The sequence below is a fragment of the Stenotrophomonas sp. 96582_Sma genome (assembly GCF_056480905.1).
In genome coordinates, this window is record NZ_CM151122.1 from 4,592,686 (window position 1) to 4,611,669 (window position 18,984).

General features: G+C 65.5%; 22 protein-coding genes and 2 tRNA genes. 6 read left to right on the forward strand and 18 right to left on the reverse strand.

What is annotated here, in order from left to right; translation table 11 throughout:
- Window positions 1-51 precede the first annotated feature (51 nt).
- The 3 genes from bfr to ACZK2R_RS21530 all read right to left on the reverse strand — a co-directional run bounded on the left by bfr (window position 52) and on the right by ACZK2R_RS21530 (window position 1,604).
- Window positions 52-522: a bacterioferritin gene (gene bfr / locus ACZK2R_RS21520; protein WP_005419804.1), complete on the reverse strand. Its 471-nt coding sequence runs from the start codon at window positions 520-522 to the stop codon at window positions 52-54.
- A gap of 143 nt (window positions 523-665) precedes the next feature.
- On the reverse strand, window positions 666-875 hold the full coding sequence (locus ACZK2R_RS21525; protein WP_005411309.1) for a (2Fe-2S)-binding protein: 210 nt from the start codon (window positions 873-875) through the stop codon (window positions 666-668).
- A 108-nt stretch (window positions 876-983) separates the two neighbouring features.
- Entirely contained in the window at window positions 984-1,604 is a 621-nt protein-coding gene (locus ACZK2R_RS21530) for an RNA pyrophosphohydrolase (protein WP_032127170.1), read from the reverse strand.
- Window positions 1,605-1,724: 120 nt separating this feature from the next.
- On the opposite strand from ACZK2R_RS21530, the gene ACZK2R_RS21535 reads away from it, so the two are divergent.
- Both ACZK2R_RS21535 and ACZK2R_RS21540 read left to right on the forward strand, forming a co-directional pair.
- Window positions 1,725-1,801 (forward strand) — tRNA-Met (locus tag ACZK2R_RS21535).
- A gap of 55 nt (window positions 1,802-1,856) precedes the next feature.
- Window positions 1,857-1,931: transfer RNA gene (locus ACZK2R_RS21540), tRNA-Gln, on the forward strand.
- A gap of 280 nt (window positions 1,932-2,211) precedes the next feature.
- Here the strand turns inward: ACZK2R_RS21540 and rpsI are convergent.
- Both rpsI and rplM read right to left on the reverse strand, forming a co-directional pair.
- Window positions 2,212-2,604: a 30S ribosomal protein S9 gene (rpsI, locus tag ACZK2R_RS21545; RefSeq protein WP_005411311.1), complete on the reverse strand. Its 393-nt coding sequence runs from the start codon at window positions 2,602-2,604 to the stop codon at window positions 2,212-2,214.
- Window positions 2,605-2,606: 2 nt separating this feature from the next.
- Window positions 2,607-3,035 carry a 50S ribosomal protein L13 gene (gene rplM / locus ACZK2R_RS21550; RefSeq protein WP_005414692.1) on the reverse strand — a complete coding sequence of 143 codons (429 nt, stop codon included), beginning with the start codon at window positions 3,033-3,035 and terminating at the stop codon, window positions 2,607-2,609.
- A gap of 197 nt (window positions 3,036-3,232) precedes the next feature.
- Between rplM and coq7 the strand changes: the two genes are divergently transcribed.
- Window positions 3,233-3,877: a 2-polyprenyl-3-methyl-6-methoxy-1,4-benzoquinone monooxygenase gene (gene coq7, locus ACZK2R_RS21555; protein WP_049401665.1), complete on the forward strand. Its 645-nt coding sequence runs from the start codon at window positions 3,233-3,235 to the stop codon at window positions 3,875-3,877.
- Between the two features lie 87 nt (window positions 3,878-3,964).
- Here the strand turns inward: coq7 and ACZK2R_RS21560 are convergent, their stop codons facing one another.
- Window positions 3,965-4,285, reverse strand: a complete 321-nt coding sequence (locus ACZK2R_RS21560; protein ID WP_005411314.1) for a DMT family transporter — start codon at window positions 4,283-4,285, stop codon at window positions 3,965-3,967.
- A gap of 168 nt (window positions 4,286-4,453) precedes the next feature.
- Window positions 4,454-5,248, reverse strand: a complete 795-nt coding sequence (speD, locus tag ACZK2R_RS21565) for an adenosylmethionine decarboxylase (protein ID WP_006473908.1) — start codon at window positions 5,246-5,248, stop codon at window positions 4,454-4,456.
- A gap of 149 nt (window positions 5,249-5,397) precedes the next feature.
- Here speD and crp point away from each other — a divergent pair, with 149 nt between their 5' ends.
- Window positions 5,398-6,087 carry a cAMP-activated global transcriptional regulator CRP gene (gene crp, locus ACZK2R_RS21570; protein WP_010482649.1) on the forward strand — a complete coding sequence of 230 codons (690 nt, stop codon included), beginning with the start codon at window positions 5,398-5,400 and terminating at the stop codon, window positions 6,085-6,087.
- Window positions 6,088-6,149: 62 nt separating this feature from the next.
- The gene (locus ACZK2R_RS21575; protein WP_014038735.1) at window positions 6,150-6,911 is read left to right on the forward strand and encodes a sulfite exporter TauE/SafE family protein; all 762 of its coding nucleotides are present in this window, start codon (window positions 6,150-6,152) and stop codon (window positions 6,909-6,911) included.
- A 168-nt stretch (window positions 6,912-7,079) separates the two neighbouring features.
- Here the strand turns inward: ACZK2R_RS21575 and ACZK2R_RS21580 are convergent, their stop codons facing one another.
- From ACZK2R_RS21580 to ACZK2R_RS21610, 7 genes are all read right to left on the reverse strand, one after another.
- Complete coding sequence (locus tag ACZK2R_RS21580; protein WP_032127168.1) at window positions 7,080-7,796, reverse strand: haloacid dehalogenase-like hydrolase; 717 nt, start codon at window positions 7,794-7,796, stop codon at window positions 7,080-7,082.
- Entirely contained in the window at window positions 7,793-8,587 is a 795-nt protein-coding gene (gene trpC, locus ACZK2R_RS21585) for an indole-3-glycerol phosphate synthase TrpC (RefSeq protein WP_180838414.1), read from the reverse strand. Before trpC ends, ACZK2R_RS21580 begins: the two co-directional genes overlap by 4 nt.
- A gap of 74 nt (window positions 8,588-8,661) precedes the next feature.
- Window positions 8,662-9,693 carry an anthranilate phosphoribosyltransferase gene (gene trpD, locus ACZK2R_RS21590; protein ID WP_049401667.1) on the reverse strand — a complete coding sequence of 344 codons (1,032 nt, stop codon included), beginning with the start codon at window positions 9,691-9,693 and terminating at the stop codon, window positions 8,662-8,664.
- Window positions 9,694-9,709: 16 nt separating this feature from the next.
- Window positions 9,710-10,297: an anthranilate synthase component II gene (locus tag ACZK2R_RS21595; protein WP_125895885.1), complete on the reverse strand. Its 588-nt coding sequence runs from the start codon at window positions 10,295-10,297 to the stop codon at window positions 9,710-9,712.
- Window positions 10,298-10,299: 2 nt separating this feature from the next.
- Window positions 10,300-11,079: an SIMPL domain-containing protein gene (locus ACZK2R_RS21600; protein ID WP_049461246.1), complete on the reverse strand. Its 780-nt coding sequence runs from the start codon at window positions 11,077-11,079 to the stop codon at window positions 10,300-10,302.
- A gap of 67 nt (window positions 11,080-11,146) precedes the next feature.
- A complete protein-coding gene (gene trpE, locus ACZK2R_RS21605; protein ID WP_049401669.1) occupies window positions 11,147-12,622 on the reverse strand; it encodes an anthranilate synthase component I in 1,476 nt (491 codons plus the stop codon).
- Between the two features lie 178 nt (window positions 12,623-12,800).
- Window positions 12,801-15,158, reverse strand: a complete 2,358-nt coding sequence (locus ACZK2R_RS21610) for a Tle-like phospholipase domain-containing protein (RefSeq protein WP_180838412.1) — start codon at window positions 15,156-15,158, stop codon at window positions 12,801-12,803.
- Here ACZK2R_RS21610 and ACZK2R_RS21615 point away from each other — a divergent pair.
- Window positions 15,084-16,127, forward strand: coding sequence for an ankyrin repeat domain-containing protein (locus tag ACZK2R_RS21615; RefSeq protein ID WP_239669723.1), 1,044 nt, complete (start codon window positions 15,084-15,086; stop codon window positions 16,125-16,127). The genes ACZK2R_RS21610 and ACZK2R_RS21615 overlap by 75 nt on opposite strands.
- 15 nt (window positions 16,128-16,142) lie before the next feature.
- Here the strand turns inward: ACZK2R_RS21615 and yegS are convergent, their stop codons facing one another.
- The 4 genes from yegS to ACZK2R_RS21635 all read right to left on the reverse strand — a co-directional run bounded on the left by yegS (window position 16,143) and on the right by ACZK2R_RS21635 (window position 18,979).
- Window positions 16,143-17,078, reverse strand: coding sequence for a lipid kinase YegS (gene yegS, locus ACZK2R_RS21620; protein WP_032127162.1), 936 nt, complete (start codon window positions 17,076-17,078; stop codon window positions 16,143-16,145).
- Window positions 17,079-17,402: 324 nt separating this feature from the next.
- Window positions 17,403-17,885: a GNAT family N-acetyltransferase gene (locus tag ACZK2R_RS21625; RefSeq protein WP_032127161.1), complete on the reverse strand. Its 483-nt coding sequence runs from the start codon at window positions 17,883-17,885 to the stop codon at window positions 17,403-17,405.
- A 59-nt stretch (window positions 17,886-17,944) separates the two neighbouring features.
- A complete protein-coding gene (gene rpe / locus ACZK2R_RS21630) occupies window positions 17,945-18,619 on the reverse strand; it encodes a ribulose-phosphate 3-epimerase (protein WP_032127160.1) in 675 nt (224 codons plus the stop codon).
- Between the two features lie 30 nt (window positions 18,620-18,649).
- Window positions 18,650-18,979 carry a J domain-containing protein gene (locus tag ACZK2R_RS21635; RefSeq protein WP_014038745.1) on the reverse strand — a complete coding sequence of 110 codons (330 nt, stop codon included), beginning with the start codon at window positions 18,977-18,979 and terminating at the stop codon, window positions 18,650-18,652.
- Window positions 18,980-18,984: the final 5 nt, after the last annotated feature.

The window sequence follows — 18,984 nt, forward strand, 5'->3', positions numbered from 1 at the left end:
CTTGCTCGACCATCGCCATGCTGATCACAGTCGAGCAAGCTCGACGCTACGTCACTCTTCCAGCTTGCTGAGCAGGTACTTCGGCTCGCCGATACGCTCGATCAGGTCGAGCTGGGTTTCCAGCCAGTCGATGTGCTCTTCTTCCGAGTCGAGGATCTTCACGAACAGCTGGCGGCTGACGTAGTCACCCACCGAATCGGAGTAGGCCACGGCCTCGCGCAGGGTCACTACGCCGTCGCGCTCCAGCGACAGGTCGCACTGCAGGATCTCGGTCGGGTTCTCGCCGATGCGCAGCTTGCCCAGCGCCTGGAAATTCGGCAGGCCTTCGAGGAACAGGATGCGGTCGGCAAGCATGTCGGCATGCTTCATCTCGTCGATCGATTCCTTGTACTCGTGTTCGGCCAGCTCCTTGATGCCCCAGTTCTTCAGCATCTTGGCGTGCAGGAAGTACTGGTTGATCGCGGTCAGCTCGTTGTAGAGGACCTTGTTGAGGAATTCGATGACCTTGGTGTCGCCCTTCATGGGGGTGCTCCTGCACGCTGAAAACGCAGGCACTTTAACGCCTTGCGCGCGGCCGTGAAGGAACGCGAATCGTGCGCATTGGCCTGTGCGGCCGCACGTGAAGGATGCGAAAGCGCGGCGTCAACGCGCCGCGAAAGAGACGATCAGGCGACCTGGGCCAGACCGAGGACCGGCAGCGGCAGATCGTGGGTGGCACGCGCCTTGGCCAGCAGATCGCCGGCCATGTCCAGGCAGGAACCGCAGGTGGCACCACAACCGGTACGCATGGTCAGTTCGGCCACCGTGCTGACGCCATGGCTGGCGGCTTCGCGGATCTGGTGGTCGGTGACTCCGTTGCAGATGCAGACGTACACAGGCGTGAACCGGGCTGACAGGCCAAGAGTGGCCTGTTGGCTATTCCAATGGAAACGAGAATGGTTGTCAATCAGAGACCTGAACCATTCTCGATACGGTTCAGCCGGTCACGTGGCCGGACCATCGCCGGTGGCCTTCTTCGGCCAGTAGCCGCGGGTCCGTGGGCGCTTGCGTGGGCGGTCATGCCCGGCGGTATGGCCCGGCATCCAGGCCTCCGCAGCGCTCTTGGGCATGGCGGTCACGCCCTGCCCGGCCACCCCGCGCGCCAACGGCGCCAGATGTCGCAAGGCGCGCGCATAGACGCCACGCTTGAACATCACCACGTGCTCCACCGGGTACCAGAAGTCCACCCAGCGCCAGTGGTCAAACTCGGGGGAGTCGGTGTGGTCCAGCTTCACGTGGGATTCGTCGCCAGTCAGGCGCAGCAGGAACCAGACCTGCTTCTGGCCGATGCAGACCTGCCGCTCGTTGCGGCGGATGGCCCGCGCCGGCAGCTTGTAGCGCAGCCAGCCGGGCGTTGCCCCGAGCACTTCCACGTGCTCAGGCAGCAGGCCGGTCTCTTCCTGCAGTTCACGATACATGGCCTCGACAGGCGTCTCGTCGGTATTCATGCCACCCTGCGGGAACTGCCAGCCGTCCCGGCGCACACGTCGTGCCCAGAACACCTGTCCGTCCTGCCGCATCAGCACAATGCCGACGTTCGGTCGATAGCCGTCCGGATCGATCACGATGCGGACTCCTAAAAAATCTACTGGTCGGGACTATCCCATGCCGCCTGTCGGCCCACAAGCACGATACAAAAGTGTTGACAGGGGCGATACACATCCGCAGAATAGCGGGCTCACCAAGGCTATGTAGCTCAGCCGGTTAGAGCACAGCACTCATAATGCTGGGGTCGGTGGTTCGAGTCCACCCATAGCCACCACACTGAAAATCAAGTTGTTGTTCAGCGTGAAAAGTGAGAAAATAGTTGCACGTTTTGCCCCGTCGCCAAGCGGTAAGGCACCTGACTCTGACTCAGGCATTCGGTGGTTCGAATCCATCCGGGGCAGCCAAATTAAAAGCAAAAGGCCAGATCGAAAGATCTGGCCTTTTGCTTTTAATTTGGTCGCGCATTCCACCTTATCCCCGCGCCTGTCGGCGCACCCCCTTGAACAACAAGGGGGCTCTTCTCCAGACAGAGACCGGGGTCAGGCATGCGGACCAAGGGTAGCGCCGGCCGCTGGCCGGCAACCAGGAAATCCACGACCCCAGAACGACAAAAGCCCGGCCGAAGCCGGGCTTTTGCTTGTCCAACCAGCGGGCCCCCGAAGGAGCCCAACCAGGCGCGGTAGATCAGCGCTTGGAGAACTGAGTGGCGCGGCGGGCCTTGTGCAGACCGACCTTCTTACGCTCGACTTCACGGGCGTCACGGGTCATGAAGCCAGCCTTGCGCAGCTCGGACTTCAGGGTTTCGTCGTACTCGACCAGAGCACGGGCGATGCCCAGACGGATCGCACCGGCCTGGCCGGTGGTGCCGCCGCCAGCGGCGGTGACCAGGATGTCGAAGCTTTCGGTGTTCTTGGTCAGCTCGAGCGGCTGGCGCACGATCATGCGCGCGGTCTCACGACCGAAGAACTCGTCCAGCGGACGGCCATTGACGGTGATGTTGCCCGAACCCTTGCGCAGGAACACGCGAGCGGTGGAGGACTTGCGGCGGCCAGTGCCGTAGTTTTGAGTGATAGCCATGATTAGATATCCAGAACCTGCGGCTGCTGTGCGGCGTGCGGATGCTCAGTGCCGGCGTAGACCTTGAGCTTGCGGTACATCTGGCGACCCAGCGGGCCCTTCGGCAGCATGCCCTTCACGGCGATCTCGATCACGCGCTCCGGGTGGCGCTCCAGCGCCTGTGCCAGGGATTCGGTCTTCAGGTTGCCGATGTAACCGGTGAAACGGTGATACATCTTGTCCTGCAGCTTCTTGCCGGTGACGGCAATCTTTTCTGCATTGATGACGACCAGGTAGTCGCCGGTATCAACGTGCGGGGTGTAGACCGGCTTGTGCTTGCCACGCAGACGGCGGGCCAGCTCGGTGGCGAGACGGCCCAGGGTCTTGCCCTCGGCGTCGACGAGGTACCAGTCGCGCTGGACGGTCTCGTTCTTGGCAGTGAAAGTGCTCATGAAGAACTCTAGGTTAGGTCGGGCTCATTGCGGCGAAAGGCTCGCCGGAACTCTGCCACGCGTTGTGAAAAGGTGAAGCGTAAGAGGCGGGATTGTACGCAGGTCAGCCCCCCGTTGCAAGCCGGCCCTTGACCGGGTTGGCAGGGGGACGGGGTCGGGCGAGAATCGCGGGGTCTTCCGCCCCACCGTGTACCGCCATGACCGTGCTCCGCCAGATCACCCCGCTGGACCACCTGCTGACCGAGGCGCAGCGCGCCCTGGACACGGTGTTCGGCAACCCGCCGGCGGCCCGCCCCTATCCGGCTGCGGACACCGACGAGCCGGGCATGGACAGCACCGAACGCCGCCACGCGGCCGGCCTGATGCGGATCAACCACGTCGGCGAGGTCTGCGCACAGGGCCTTTACTTCGGCCAGGCGGCCGTGGCCCGCGACCCGGCCACGCGTGAACACCTGCTGGAAGCGGCCCAGGAAGAAACCGACCACCTGGCCTGGTGCGCCACCCGCCTGGGCGAACTGGACAGCCGTCCGAGCCTGTTCAACCCGCTCTGGTACGCCGGCAGCTACACCATCGGCACCCTGGCCGGGCTGCGCGGCGACGGCTGGAACCTGGGCTTCGTGGTCGAGACCGAGCGCCAGGTGGAAGCCCATCTGGACGAGCACCTGGTCGACCTGCCGGCCGGCGACCTGCGCAGCCGCGCGGTCATCGCCGTGATGAAGGAAGACGAGGCCCGCCATGCGGACCACGCCGAGCAGGCCGGCGCACGCCGCCTGCCGTTCCCGATCCCGGGCGCGATGGCGCTGGCTTCCAAGGTCATGAAGACCATCGCCTACCGGCTGTGACCGCCAGGTAGTGCCGGCCGCTGGCCGGCAACCACGCAGACGCCGCAGAAGATCCGGAGGTTGCCGGCCAGCGGCCGGCACTACCAGTTAATTGGGCGAGACCAGCTTCAGGCCGATCACACCGGCCACGATCAGGCCCACGCAGGCCAGGCGGGCCGGCGATGCGCTGTCGTTGAACAGGTAGATGCCCAGCACCGCCACGCCCATGGCACCGATACCGGTCCAGATCGCGTAGGCGGTACCGACCGGGATGCTCTTCATCGCCTGGCTCATCAGGTACAGGCTGATCAGCGCGGACACGACCGTGGCAGCGGTGGGAAGGGGTTTGCTGAAGCCTTCGGAGTACTTCATTCCGAGGGCGAAACCGATCTCGAACAGGCCGGCCAGCAGCAGGTAGATCCAGGGCATGGGTGGGGGCTCCTTACCTTTTTTGAGAAAAACGAAACGGCCCGGTGTTTTCACACCGGGCCGTGGGTCGGTACATCACCGTGGAACTGTAACGCGTGCGGGGCACTGGTTCCACGGGGCGGGTCGTCCCGCCTGGGCGGCGATGCCTGCGGGCATCGCACATGGGGCTTACTCGGACAGGTTCCGGCCGTGGAACAGCTCTTCGATCTCGCGCTTGAGCAGCGCTTCGATCTTCATGCGTTCCTTGAACGACAGGTTCTTGGCCTTTTCCTCGAACAGGTACTGGTCCAGGTCGAAGTCCTTCAGGTGCATCTTCGTGTGGAAGATGTTTTCCTGATAGACGTTGACGTCGAACATCTCGTAACGCGACTTGATGTTCTTGGCCAGGAAGTTCTGGATCGAGTTGATCTTGTGATCGATGTAGTGCTTCTTGCCCTTCACATCGCGGGTGAAGCCACGGACGCGGTAGTCCATGATCACGATGTCCGACTCGAGGCTTTCGATCAGGTAGTTCAACGCCTTCAACGGCGAAATGACGCCGCAGGTGGCCACGTCGATGTCGGCGCGGAAGGTGGCGATACCTTCCTGCGGGTGCGTTTCCGGATAGGTGTGCACGGTGATGTGCGACTTGTCCATGTGCGCGACCACGGCATCGGAGATCAGCTCCTTGCCGGCCTGCTTCTTGTCGATCACCGGTTCTTCGGAGATCAGGATGGTCACCGAGGCACCCTGCGGATCGTAGTCCTGGCGGGCCACGTTCAGGATGTTGGCGCCGATGATCTCGGCGACATCGGTCAAGATTTGAGTCAGCCTGTCGGCGTTGTACTCTTCATCGATGTATTCAATGTAACGCTGACGCTCCTCTTCGGTGCGCGCGTAACACACGTCATAGATGTTGAAGCTCAGCGCCTTGGTGAGGTTGTTGAAACCCTGCAGCCTCAGGCGAGGCAACGGCTTGACCACGGCGGTCGATTCCTGTGTAAGAAGGGAAAGGGGGAATTATGGGGCAAACTGTCCCCGGGGGGAACGTGAAGAGCGCTCACATCTGGCACACTGTTTGCCCTTAACAATTGCGCTGGTTAAGCTCCGCTATCGACCCCGTGAATCCGTTCATGCGCAGAGGGAGCGCTCCTATCGTGTCAACCGTGCGCCTAGCTAGCAGTCCACTGGCCCTGGATATCGCCACAATCGATCGTTTCCTGGCGCACAGCCACAGGCGGCGATACCCCACCCGTACCGACGTCTTCCGACCCGGTGACCCGGCGGGAACCCTGTATTACGTCATCAGCGGCTCGGTTTCGATCATGGCCGAGGAAGATGACGATCGCGAGCTGGTGCTGGGCTACTTCGGTGCCGGCGAGTTCGTCGGCGAGATGGGCCTGTTCGTTGAATCGGACCGCCGCGAGGTGATCCTGCGGACCCGTACCGCCTGCGAGCTGGCCGAAATCAGCTACGAGCGCCTGCACCAGCTGTTCCTCGGCCCGCTGTCGGCCGACGCCCCGCGCCTGCTGTACGCGCTGGGCCAGCAGATCTCCAAGCGCCTGCTCGACACCAGCCGCAAGGCCAGCCGCCTGGCATTCCTGGACGTTACCGACCGGATCGTGCGCACCCTGCACGACCTGGCGCAGGAGCCGGAGGCGATGAGCCATCCGCAGGGCAGCCAGCTGCGCGTCTCGCGCCAGGAGCTGGCACGCCTGGTCGGCTGCTCGCGTGAAATGGCCGGCCGTGTGCTGAAGAAGCTGCAGACCGACGGCCTGCTGCATGCCCGCGGCAAGACCGTGGTGCTGTACGGCACCCGTTGACCGTTGAGCACCCGGTGGGTGCGGACCTTGGTCCGCACTCTTTCACGCGCTAGGCTCGGTACATGGAACTGAGCAGCGCATTCTGGTGGTTCATCCTCATCGGCCTGGGCGCCCAGCTGGTGGACGGCGCGCTGGGCATGGCGTTCGGCCTGGTGTCGTCGTCAGTGATGCTGGCCATGGGCATTCCGCCCGCGCAGGCCAGTGCAGCCATCCACACCGCCGAGGTGTTCACTACTGGCGCCTCCGGCGTGTCGCATCTGGTCGCCGGCAATGTCGATAAGCGCCTGTTCCTGCGCCTGGCGCTGCCCGGCGCCGTAGGCGGCGCCGTGGGTGCCTACGGCCTGACCCAGCTGCCCGGCGAGGTGATCCGCCCGCTCATCTACCTGTACCTGCTGGTGCTGGCCATCATCATCCTGGCACGTGCCGCCGGCCGCCTGATGCCCAAGGGCGAGGTCAAGCGGGTGCCCGTGCTGGGCTTCGTGGCCGGCTTCCTGGATGCCAGCGGCGGGGGCGGCTGGGGGCCGGTGGCCACCTCCACCCTGCTGGCCCGCGGCGGCCAGGCACGCACCACCATCGGCACGGTGAACGCGGCCGAGTTTGTGGTCACCCTGACAGTTTCAGCAACGTTCCTGCTGTCGATGGGGCTGCATCACCTGCAGATCGTGGCCGGCCTGCTGATCGGCGGCATGATGGCCGCGCCGGTGGCCGCACTGCTGGTGAAGCGCCTGAAGGAGCGCTGGGTGCTGGTGGCCGTGGGCGTGCTGGTGCTGGGCATCAGCCTGTTCCAGATCGGGCATGCGCTGACCGGGTATCTGGCGCGCTGAGCGCTCGCCGGGCATGGCCCGGCGCTAGCTGCACGGGATTCGGTAGTGCCGGCCGCTGGCCGGCAACCCCGCAAGCCCTTCCGCAATCATGAAGTTGCCGGCCAGCGGCCGGCACTACCGGGTCGCAGCCCGGCACTCCGTCATCCCATCCCCGGCGGATTCCGCGCGTTACGCCTTGTCGCCGCCGCGGTCCACGCAGCCCCAGTTGAGGATGCGGGTGCCGGCCGGCAGCACGCGGCGGAAGAAGTCCACCCTGCCCGGCTTCGGGTTCACCACCACCGGCGCCTTGGCGGCCAGCAGCAACGGCAGGTCGGCGGTGCTGTCGGAGTAGGCGATATCGATGTCGCCGTAGCCGCGCTCGCGCAGCATGCGCATCTTCTCTTCGTTGTGGCAGTGGCGGGTCGGGCCGACGCCACCCAGCCGTGGGCCGACCTCGGTGCCGATCACCGGTACGTCCTGGTGGGCGACGAAGGCCAGGATCGCGCGTGCCAGCTCTGGTGGCGCGCCCGTGGCAACCACCACGCGGTCACCCTTGGCCCGGTGCGCTGCGAACACCTCCAGCGCCTGTGGCAGCAGCTTGGCGCGCATCTGCGCCTCGTTGCGCAGCACATAGGCGTCGATCACCTTGTTGAAATCGCGCGCACGGTGCAGGCCGAAGCTGCCGATCCACACATAGACCGAAATGCCGGTACGGCGGGTCGGCAGCAGCGCCACCATCGGCCCGGCGATCGGCGTGACCAGCAGCGCCGCCAGCATGCGCAGCGGGTTGCGCTTGATCAGCGAAGCGAACAGGTGAGTACCCGAATCGCCGTCGTAGAGGGTGTGGTCGAAATCGAAGACCACCAGCGGCGCATCGTCGCGCGGCGTCGGATAGTGCGTTTTCATGCCGCGAAGAATAGCTGACGCAGGCCCTCGCCCGGCTCTTCCACGCGCATGAAGGCTTCGCCCACCAGGAACGAGTGGATGCCGGCATCGCGCATCAGCGCCACGTCCTGCGGACCGAGGATGCCGCTCTCGGTGACCAGCAGGCGATCGCGCGGCACCGCCTGCTGCATGTCCAGCGTGGTCTGCAGCGACACCTCGAAGGTGCGCAGGTTGCGGTTGTTGATGCCGATCATCGGTGCCGGTACCTGCAGCGCACGCTCCAGCTCGTCGATGTCGTGCACTTCCACCAGTACGTCCATGCCCAGCGACATCGCCAGTTCGGACAGCGTGGCCAACTGCGTGTCGTCCAGCGCAGCGACGATCAGCAGGATGCAGTCGGCACCCAGCACGCGCGCCTCGTACACCTGGTAGGCGTCGATCACGAAGTCCTTGCGCAGCACCGGCAGCGTGCAGGCCTCACGGGCCTGCTGCAGGTAGGCATCGGCACCCTGGAAGAAGTCCACATCGGTCAGCACCGACAGGCAGCTGGCGCCGCCGAACTCATAGCTGACGGCGATGTCGGCCGGGCGGAAATCCGGGCGGATCACACCCTTGGACGGGCTGGCCTTCTTCACCTCGGCGATCACCGCCGGATCGCCGTTGGCCACTGCCGCCTGCAGCGCGCGCACGAAGCCACGTACCGGCGGGGCGCTGGCCACGGCGGCCTGCAGGTCCTCGAGGGGACGCTGGGCACGGCGCTGGGCCACTTCTTCGGCCTTGCGGGCCAGGATCGTCTGCAGGATGTCGCTCATCGTCTTCGATTCGGTGCGGGGGCGGTGAGGACGGCCATTATCGGCCATCAAGAGGGTCAGGCTGAACCGCGCGCTCAGGCAACCAGCGCGCGGGTGGTCTCTACATACTGCTGCAGGCGCTGGCGGGCGCTGCCGTTGGCGATGGCGGCACGGGCACGGGCCAGGCCGTCGCCGATGTCGCTGGCCACGCCGGCCACGTACAGCGCGGCGCCGGCGTTCAGGGCCACGATGTCCAGCGCCGGACCGGGCTGGTTGTCCAGCACGGCGCGCAGCATGGCAATGGACTGCTCCGGGCCATCCACGCGCAGGTTGCGGCTGGCCGACATCGCGATGCCGAAGTCTTCCGGGTGGATCTCGTACTCGCGTACCTTGCCGTCGCGCAGCTCGCCCACCAGGGTACCGGCGCCCAGCGAGATCTCGTCCATGTTGTCGCGGCCCCAGACCACCATGGCGCGCTCGGTGCCCAGCTCGCGCAGCACGCGTGCCTGGATACCCACTAAATCCGGGTGAAACACGCCCATCAGCACCGACGGTGCGCTGGCCGGGTTGGTCAGCGGGCCAAGGATGTTGAAGATGGTACGCACGCCCATCTCGCGGCGGACCGGCGCGACCACCTTCATCGACGGGTGATGGATCGGCGCGAACATGAAACCGATGCCGGTCTGTTCGATGGCCGCGGCCACCTGCGCCGGCTGCAGCTCGATGGCCGCACCCAGTGCTTCGACTGCATCGGCGCTGCCGGACTTGGACGACACGCTGCGGTTGCCATGCTTGGCCACGCGCGCACCGGCCGCGGCCGCGACGAACATCGCGCAGGTGGAGATGTTGAAGGTGTGCGAGCCATCGCCGCCGGTGCCGACGATGTCGACCAGGTGGGTGGTATCGGCCACCGGCACCGCCAGCGCGAATTCACGCATGACCGTGGCCGCAGCGGCGATCTCGTCGATGGTTTCCTTCTTCACGCGCAGGCCAGTGAGGATGGCGGCAGTCATCATCGGCGAGACATCGCCGCGCATGATCTGCCGCATCAGGTCGACCATCTCGTCGAAGAAGATTTCGCGGTGCTCGATGGTGCGTTGCAGGGCTTCCTGGGGGGAGAAGCTCATGGGAATGCTCCTGGGATCAGGCGGCCGGACGCTGCAGGAAATTGCGCAGCAGGGCATGGCCGTGTTCGGTGAGGATGGATTCGGGGTGGAACTGAACGCCCTCCACCGGGAACTGGCGGTGGCGCAGGCCCATGATCTCTTCGATCGAGCCGTCGTCGTTCTCGGTCCAGGCGGTCACTTCCAGCACCTCGGGCAGGCTGTTCTTGTCCACCACCAGCGAGTGGTAGCGGGTGGCCTGGTAACGGTCCGGCAGGCCGGCGAACACGCCCTTGCCTTCATGGCGGATCGGCGAGGTCTTGCCATGCATGATGTTGCCGGCGCGGATGACCGTACCGCCGTAGACCTGGCCGATGCCCTGGTGGCCCAGGCACACGCCGAGGATCGGCGTGGTCGGGCCCAGGCGCTGGATGAGTTCCAGCGACACGCCCGCTTCGTTGGGCGTGCACGGGCCGGGCGAAATGACGATGCGCTCAGGCTTCTGCGCGGCGATCTCGTCCACGCTCATCGCATCGTTGCGCACCACCTTCACCTCGGCGCCCAGCGTCTGCAGGTACTGCACGAGGTTGTAGGTGAAGCTGTCGTAGTTGTCGATCATCCACAACATGGTCAGGTTCCGTCGCTTATCAGGAAAATGGCGTATACGTTTTCGGTGTAGGTGATGGGGCCGGCTTCGATGGATTCGCGCAGGCGTGAGCCGGTGGTCTCGATCATGTCCATCTGCGCCGCAGGTGACGGCGGCGATGGCGGTGTCACCATGTCGTCGCTTCTGGGCCAATTGCCCGCCTGCACGCCATAGGCGAAGTTCGGCGCCACATCAGAGATGCTGTACAGCCCGCGCAGCTTCGTGCCGTAGGCATTGGCAAGGCCCTGCGCGGATTGGCGCGTCGACGCGGCGGCCTCACCCTTGAGTTCGCGCCGCAGCGCCACTTCGCCCGAGTAGGTCGGGGCCACGCTGCTGACCTGCAGGTTCTCGTTGGCCTTCAGTGCACCCAGCACGTCCTGCATCGCCTTCACGCTGGCGAAGCTGGCACGCAGCTGGCGCGACACGCGGGTGCCGACGAAGACCTGCCGGTTCTGCTCATAGCGCGTGGCCGGGCCGATCCGCAGATTGTCCGCACGCACGCTGCCCTCCACCGCCTTGTGCTGCTTGAACAGCGCCAGCACGCGCGCGACGTTGTCCTGCACGCGGCGGCGCGCGGCGTCGGCATCCATGTCGGTCTCTTCGATATTCAACTGCAGGCCGAACCGGTCGGGCATCACCTCGCGGCGCGCCTCGCCCTTCACCAGCAGGTGCGGCTGCGAGGGAATGGTGTTGGCCTGCGCCCACGCAGACGGGGCCATCGTGGCCAGCAGTGACGACCACAGCAATGCGCTCAGCAGCTTCATGCGGTACTCCTTGTCTTGAACGGGAACGGCGGAACGACCACGGCGCAGCGGCCGTGGCGAGGCAGGCTTACAGGCCCTTGGCGGCCTGGGCGACGGCGCGGAACAGCGCGCGGCCCTTGTTCATCGTCTCGTCCCATTCCTTGTCCGGGTCCGAGTCGTAGACGATGCCGGCGCCGGCCTGCACATACAGGCGGCCGTCCTTGATCACCGCGGTGCGGATCGCGATCGCGGTATCGGCATCGCCATGCCAGCCGATGTAGCCGATGCTGCCGGCGTAGACATTGCGCTTGATCGGTTCCAGCTCGCGGATCACTTCCAGCGCGCGGATCTTCGGCGCACCGCTGACCGTGCCGGCCGGGAAGGTGGCACGCAGCACGTCGGCATAGCTCAGGCCCGGCTGCAGCTGCCCGGTCACTTCGCTGACGATGTGCATGACGTGGCTGTAGCGCTCGATCACGAACTGCTCGCCCACTTCCACGGTGCCGGCCTTGGACACGCGACCGGCATCGTTACGGCCGAGGTCGATCAGCATCAGGTGCTCGGCGCGCTCCTTCGGATCGGCCAGCAACTCGGCTTCCAGCGCCAGGTCCTGTTCGACAGTGGCACCGCGCGGCCGGGTGCCAGCGATCGGGCGCACCGTCACTTCGCCATCCTGCAGACGCACCAGGATTTCCGGCGAGGAACCTACCACCTGCAGGTCGCCGACATCGAGGAAATACATGTAGGGCGACGGGTTCAGTGCACGCAGCGCACGGTACACATCCACCGGGCGCGCCTTGAACGGCACGCTCAGGCGCTGGCTCAGCACCACCTGGAAGATGTCGCCGGCACGGATGTATTCCTTGCTGCGCTGGACCGCATCGACGAAGCCTTCGCGGGTGAAACCGGAGACGAAATCGGACTCGTCCAGCACATCGCTGTTGAGCGGTGCGGGATAACCAGCACCCGGCGCGCGCAGCTTGGCGGTCAGTGCATCCAGGCGCGCCTGGGCCTGCTCGAACGCACCCTCGACACGCGGGTCGGCATGCACGATCAGGTACAGCCGGCCCTTGAGGTTGTCGAACACCGCCAGCTCGTTGGAATCCAGCAGCAGGATGTCCGGCGTACCCAGCTCATCGCGGCCAGCCGGCGGGGCCAGGCGCGGCTCGATGTAGCCGATGCACTCGAAGCCGAACCAGCCAACCAGGCCACCGGTGAAGCCCGGCAGGCCTTCCAGCTTGGGCACCGAGTGGGCGCTGCGCAGCGCCTCGACTTCGGCGAACGGGTCGGCCACCTCGCGGGTGTCCACCACCTGGCCATCTTCGCGCACGGTCAGCGTGTGGCCATGGAAGGCATACACGCGGCGCGCCGGCAGGCCGATGATCGAGTAACGACCAAAGCGCTCGCCGCCTTCGACGGATTCAAACAAGTAGGTATTGGGGCCGTCGGCGAGCTTCAGATAGACCGAAAGCGGCGTGTCCAGGTCGGACAGCACTTCACGGACGACGGGAATATGGGTGTGGCCTTCAGCGGCCTGCTGCAGAAACTGAGCGTGCGAGTTCAAGACGACTTTCCTTCCGGGACACAGCGTTATGGGGGCGGACGACGGCAACGGGCCACCATCGCCACCAACGGCGTGCGGAAGAAAGGGTATGCGGGGTCGTCAGGCTGGACACCCCTTGACTGTATCGCAGCCGGGGCGGGAGGGGAACCCCGTCGCGGCGTCGCGGTTCATTCGGCCATTAGCCCATCCGCCGGGCGTTGTCCTGGGCCTCCAGCCCCTGTTGCTGTGCCAGTCCGGCTGCCGTCGCCTGTTCGCGACCGGTGTTCAGGGCGTCAACCTGCGCCGTGCTCACGGCCAGCGGCTGGGCCATGCCGGCCGCCACGTCCACATGCGCATGTCGGCGGTGGGCCGCCTGCAGATCCGGGGTGTCGATCGCGAATGCCCGCGTGCGGTCGTCACTGAGCAGCACATGGGAGATGGCCTGCAACCCTTCGCGCTTGGCCTGCGCAGCCAACGCCCCGGCCAGCTGATCGCTCTGCAGGTTCGGGATGCGGCCATGTGCCACATCGAGGCCGTGCACACCGGTCTGCGCGCCCTTGAACAGATGGAAATCGATGTGCCCCGGATCGTTCAGCGCGGGTATCTTCGCGCCCCCCTCTTGCAGCTGCGCATGCGGCCGTCCAAGCAGCTTGCGCGCGGCCGCCTCCTGGCTCGCGATTGCCGCGTCGAGACTGGGGTTCATCGTCTCGCTCATGCCATGCCGGTCCACCGACTCCCCCATGGTCGCACTGCCGCGCCCGATCACCCACGACGTCTTGGCCAGGTTGACCAGGTTCTGCGGCAGTGCCGGCGTGGGCAGGTGCGTGGCAATGCCCTTGTTGGCCATCGCGCCCAGCCCGACGGTGCCGGCCAGCACGGCCGGCGCCTGCGAGGTCAGCCCGGTGATCTGATGGCTGCTCCAGTTCATGCCCATGTGGAAAGTCGCGCCGTACACGGCATAGCCGTTGCGCAGCCCATTGGCCACGCCATGCACGCCCTGCTGCAGCTGGCCGCCCAGATGATGGCCGCCGGCACGGATGCGGCCGGCATCCGCCGCCGCTTCACGGGTGGCTTCACGGGCCTTGGTTTCGTGTTGATTGCGCGCCGCATCACCGTGCTCACGCATCTGTCTGGCCATGTCGTCGGCACCGAGCGCACCCAGCACGCTGGCCCCGATGTTCCAGCCGTAACTGCCCTTGGCCTGCACGCGGTGGCTGACCGATTCGACCAGACCCTGCAGCTCGCGCCCCTTGGCAATGACCGTCGCACCGCCTTCGATGCCCACCCGCATGCTCTTGCCACCGTAGTCGACCACGGTGCCGATCGCATTTCCCTGCAGGGTCGACGCACGCTCGACGGCCACGCCGGACAAGCTCATGCCCCGGCCCGCCAGCACGCCGACCTGCTCGACATGTTCACCGGCAACCCGTCCGGCACGCATGCCGCGCGCACCTGCGATCAGCACCTCGGCCAGCGGGCCACCGTATTCGGCAAGCTGGCTTGGCGCTTCTCGATGGCGGCGGTCCACCACCTTTCCGTTCACTTCGGTCTTGGCGTCCAGCAACAGTTCCATCCTGCCCGCGGCCACCGGAACATTGCGCAATGCCTCTGCCCCGGATTTCGACGCCAGCTGGTCAACCAGCTGGGCCGTGGCCGTCTGCGCACCCGCCGGCATCATCTCCTGCAGCTTGCGGGTAACCATCTGCTGCACGCCGGGCTGACGCAGCAGCTGGCTGGTCTCGCTGGCCAACAGGCCAAAGCCCTGCCGGTGATGCTCGTTGAGCCGCTTCAATCCATTCTGCACATCGTTGAGCACTTCACCCGACGTCTGGTAGGTGTGCACCGTGTCGCGCGTGTTGAACACCGGCAATCCGTTGGATTTCGCGTAGCGATCGGCGGTGGCCGGATGCAGCCCCGCCGAATTGAAGGTGGTCGCACGTACACCGGTAACCGCCGAAGCGGCAGAGGCCATGCCGCCACCAAGCGAATGACCGGCGAGTTCAAACTGGGTACCAGAGGTCTTCAAGCGACTCGCCAGTGCCATGGCCCGATCGTAGTAGTCGCTCTGCATGCCTACGCCCTGGCGTCCATTGTTGAGGAAATCCTCGCCTCCGGACTCACGCCGCCCGCCTTTCGCCCGGGGATCGATGATTTCGCCCGTTGATCCCTTGAACACCAGCACCGGCTTGGCGTCATCACCGAACACCCTTTTGTCCGGAATGTAGATCTCCGCGCGGAAACCCGAGTCGTTCGGCCGCATCAGCTTCTTCAGGTCGGCCGTACCCAGGCTGATGCCCGCCGCTTTGAGCGTGTCCGGGTCGGTCACAGCACTGGCTCGCGTCCACCCGACCGGCGGTTCACCTTTGCCCTTTGCCGAGGCATACACATCATCAGCAAGCGAACCCAGCTCGCGGGCGTGATAGGTCTCGCGCAAGCGCGCCGCCTCGGTGGCATGTCCACCTCCCTGCAGTTGCTCGACCAGGTGCTGCTGCGCCTGGACGCTCTTGGCGCGGGCCTGCAACAGGCGTTCCTGCTGCTCGGGATCGTGACCGCTCATGGCAGACTCCATTGCTCATCAGTGAAGACACGGTCATCCAGGACCTGCTGGAATGACCACGGCCAACGCTATCATCCCCCGAACGCGTCCATGTCAAGGGATCACATGCACCGTCACCCTCACAGTTCCTTTACGCCATTTTCCTGCCTGGCGCTGATGCTGCTGATGCTGCTGAGCGCCTGCGCGCGCACGTCTTCACATGGCGCGGAGCGCTATTTCGAGGGCAAGGCACTTGAACTGGCCATCGCCGCCGAACAGGGTGATGCAGCGACGATCACGCGTCTGATCAAGACCGAAGGCGTGAACCCCGACAAGGAGTTCTCGAAGCAGGATGGCATTCCGCTCATCGCGTGGCCGTTGCGCGCACGGAACCTGGAAGGCCTGCGCGCGATGCTCGACAACGGCGCCGACCCGAATGCACGGCGTATTGAAACGCTGGACGGCGAGACGTTCCGCCACAACAACGCCATGGTCTATGCCGCGAAGATGGACGATCCGCGCTACCTGGCCCTGCTGCTGGATCATGGCGGCGACCCGGACACGCGCACCTCCAATACCGAAACGCTGCTGTTCCAGGCTTTCATTTCCGGCAACCTGTGGAAGAACATCCAGCTGCTGGTGGAGCGAGGCGCGCACGTCAACGAATCCAACATCGGCCAGGCCGATACCGTTCTCAGCTGGTACACCGGCCGTGGCGGCTTCGAGCAGGCTTACTGGCTGCTTGAGCATGGTGCGGACCCCACGATTGCATCGCCGTCATCGGCGCAACCGGGCGCGCCCGATCGGATGGCCATGGTCGAAGCCATCTACTGGGAAATCACCACACCGGACCTGCTGCCCTGGCAGAAGAAGTGCCAGCAGTGGCTGATCGATCACGGCATTGCCCGGCCGCCGCTGCCGCAGTACATCCGCGAAAAGCGTGAAGCATTCGGGTTCCCGGCGAAGGAGCAGGACATCCCCCCGTTGTAGAACTTCCGGTCCGGCTCAGCGCGGCTCGGACAACAGGGCACAGCCCACGGGCAGGTGCATCCGCACCCTGCCCGGCACGCACGCGATGCGGAACTGGCGCGCCTGTACCGGTTCGCCGTCCAGGTTGAGCGTCAACGGACGCTCGGATTCCACCTGCAGCCACGGCAGGCGCGCGCGCGTTGCCAGCTGTTCCAGTGCGGCCTGGGTGCCCGACTTCAGCATCTGGCCGAGCGTGGCGGTGACTTCACCTTCCAGCTCCGGAAGCACCGTCACGTCCAGCTGCCCATCATCGATCAGCGCCTGCGGGCACAATTGCTGGCCACCACCGGCCTGGCGGCCATTGCCGATGCCGAGCGCGATGAAGTCGCCTTCCCACGCGAAATCCGGGCCCGACAGGCGCGCATGGATCGGCTCGATCCGCCCCAGCTTGGCAATGCCGGTGATCACGTAGGCCAGCCCGCCCAGCATCTTCTTCAGGCCGGCATCGGTCTCCACCGTCACCTGCGTGCCGAAGCCACCGCTGGCGAGGTTGGCGCACCACCATTGCGTGCCATCGGCGTCCACGCGCAGCAGATCGATGGCATGCGGCGTGGCCTGCCCGATCAAGGCCAAGGCCGCCTTCGGCTCGGTCGGGATGCCGGCCGCAGTCGCGAAGTCGTTGGCGGTCCCCATCGGGATCAGCGCCAGCGAGGGCAACGCATCTGCCGGCTCCTCACGATGCGCCAGTGTCTCGGCCACCGCGCTGAGCGTGCCGTCGCCACCGGCGGCCACGATCACGTCCACGCCATGATCGATCGCCTCGGCCACGTAGCGTTCGGCGTCACCGTCTTCCCAGGTCACCCGCACTTCCAGCTGCACGCCCTGCCCACGCCAATGACCGACCGCGTCGCGCAGCTCGTCATTGCCTGCGGATTTTCCGTTGAGGATCAGGCGCCAGCGCGGGGTGGTCATGCGGTGCTTCCAGGACGGGGGTGGCACAGGCTAGCAATGCGCCGTTTGTCCGCAGTGAATGTCACGCAGGTGTCATTCAGCTGCTGGAGAATGGAAGGCCATAGCAGGGACGACGGATGGAGGCAGGATCAGCCTCCCACGCATGCAGCGAGGCCACGCCAGTGATTGGCGTGGCTTTTTTTTGGAGTTCGCAGGGAGTGCGAACCAAGGTTCGCACCCACCGGGTTGCGGTTCGCACCCACCAGGCTGCGGTTCGCACCCACAGTGTTGCGGTTTGCACCCACCCGGTTGGTAGATCCACGCCATGCGTGGATGCACTTCGCTTCAACCGTTGGCGAAATCGTGCAATGCCTGGCCCTGCAGCCGGTACACGGTCCACTCGTCCTGCGGCGTGGCGCCAGCGGCGGTGTAGAACTCGATGGCCGGGGTGTTCCAGTCCAGCACCGACCATTCGAAACGACCGCAACCCTCGGCCACGGCCTGGCGTGCGATGTACTTCAGCAGCGCCTTGCCGGCGCCTGCGCCGCGCTTTTCCTGGCTGACATACAGGTCTTCCAGGTAGATGCCCTTGCGGCCCAGCCAAGTCGAGTAGTTGTAGAAATACACGGCGTAACCAATGGGCTCGCCGTCGGCTTCGCAGATCAACGCGCGCGCCGTGGCATCGGCACCGAACAGGCTTTCGGCGATGCCGATCTCGTCGGTCTGCACCGAATGCTCGGCCTTCTCGTAGATGGCCAGTTCGCGGATGAAATGCAGGATCAGGCCGGCATCGGCAACGGTGGCCGGACGGATGTTCAACAGAGCCATGGGCGGAAAAGGGAGACGGAGGGAATCAGGCGAGCTTAATCCCCTCCATCCCCTTTTTGTCAGCGCGCCGCAGCGACGTTCGCGCGCATCTGCGCGATCACGTCCTGGTAGCTGGTCTTGGCGTTGAAGATGGCCGAACCGGCAACGAAGGTGTCGGCGCCGGCGGCGGCGATCTCGCCGATGTTGTCGGCCTTCACGCCGCCGTCGATCTCCAGGCGGATGTCCTTGCCGCTGGCGTCGATCATCTTGCGCACCACGCGCAGTTTGTCCAGCGCCGAGGGAATGAAGGCCTGGCCGCCAAAGCCCGGGTTGACCGACATCAGCAGCACCAGATCCAGATCGTCCAGTACCCAGTCGAGGATGTCCACCGGGGTGGCCGGATTGAGCACGATGCCCGGCTTGCAGCCCAGCGAGCGGATCAGCTGGATGGTGCGGTGCACGTGGCGGCTCGCTTCCGGGTGGAAGCTGATGTAGGTGGCACCGGCTTCGGCGAAGTCCGGGATGATGCGGTCCACGGGCTCGACCATCAGGTGCACGTCGATCGGCGCGGTCACGCCGTGCTTGCGCAGCGCCTGGCAGACCATCGGGCCGATGGTCAGGTTCGGCACGTAGTGGTTGTCCATCACGTCGAAGTGGACCCAGTCCGCGCCGGCGGCGAGGACGTTGTCGACTTCCTCGCCGAGGCGGGCGAAGTTGGCGGACAGGATGGAGGGGGCGATGAGGCAGTTGGACATGGCCGGGCCTTGCAACGGTAGGAAAGAGGGTCAGCGCTTGCGCAGGGTCTTGATGCGGTCGTAGGCGGCATTGATCCGCCGCGACTTCTGCTCGGCCTGCTGCTGCAGCTCGGGGGCCGCGCCGCCGAGCTTGTCGGGGTGGTACTGCGAGATCAGCCTGCGGTAGGCGCGCTCGACCTCGGCATCGGTGGCCTCGGAGGTCAGCCCCAGCTCCCGGTACGGGTTCTCCTTGTTCAGGCGGAACCAGTCCGAATCGAAGGCATGGCCGATCAACAGGCCGACCACCGCGCCAAACAACGGATTGGGCCGGAACAGCAGGGCGCCGGCGATGAATCCGAGCAGTTTTCCGTACCAGCGCATGGCGC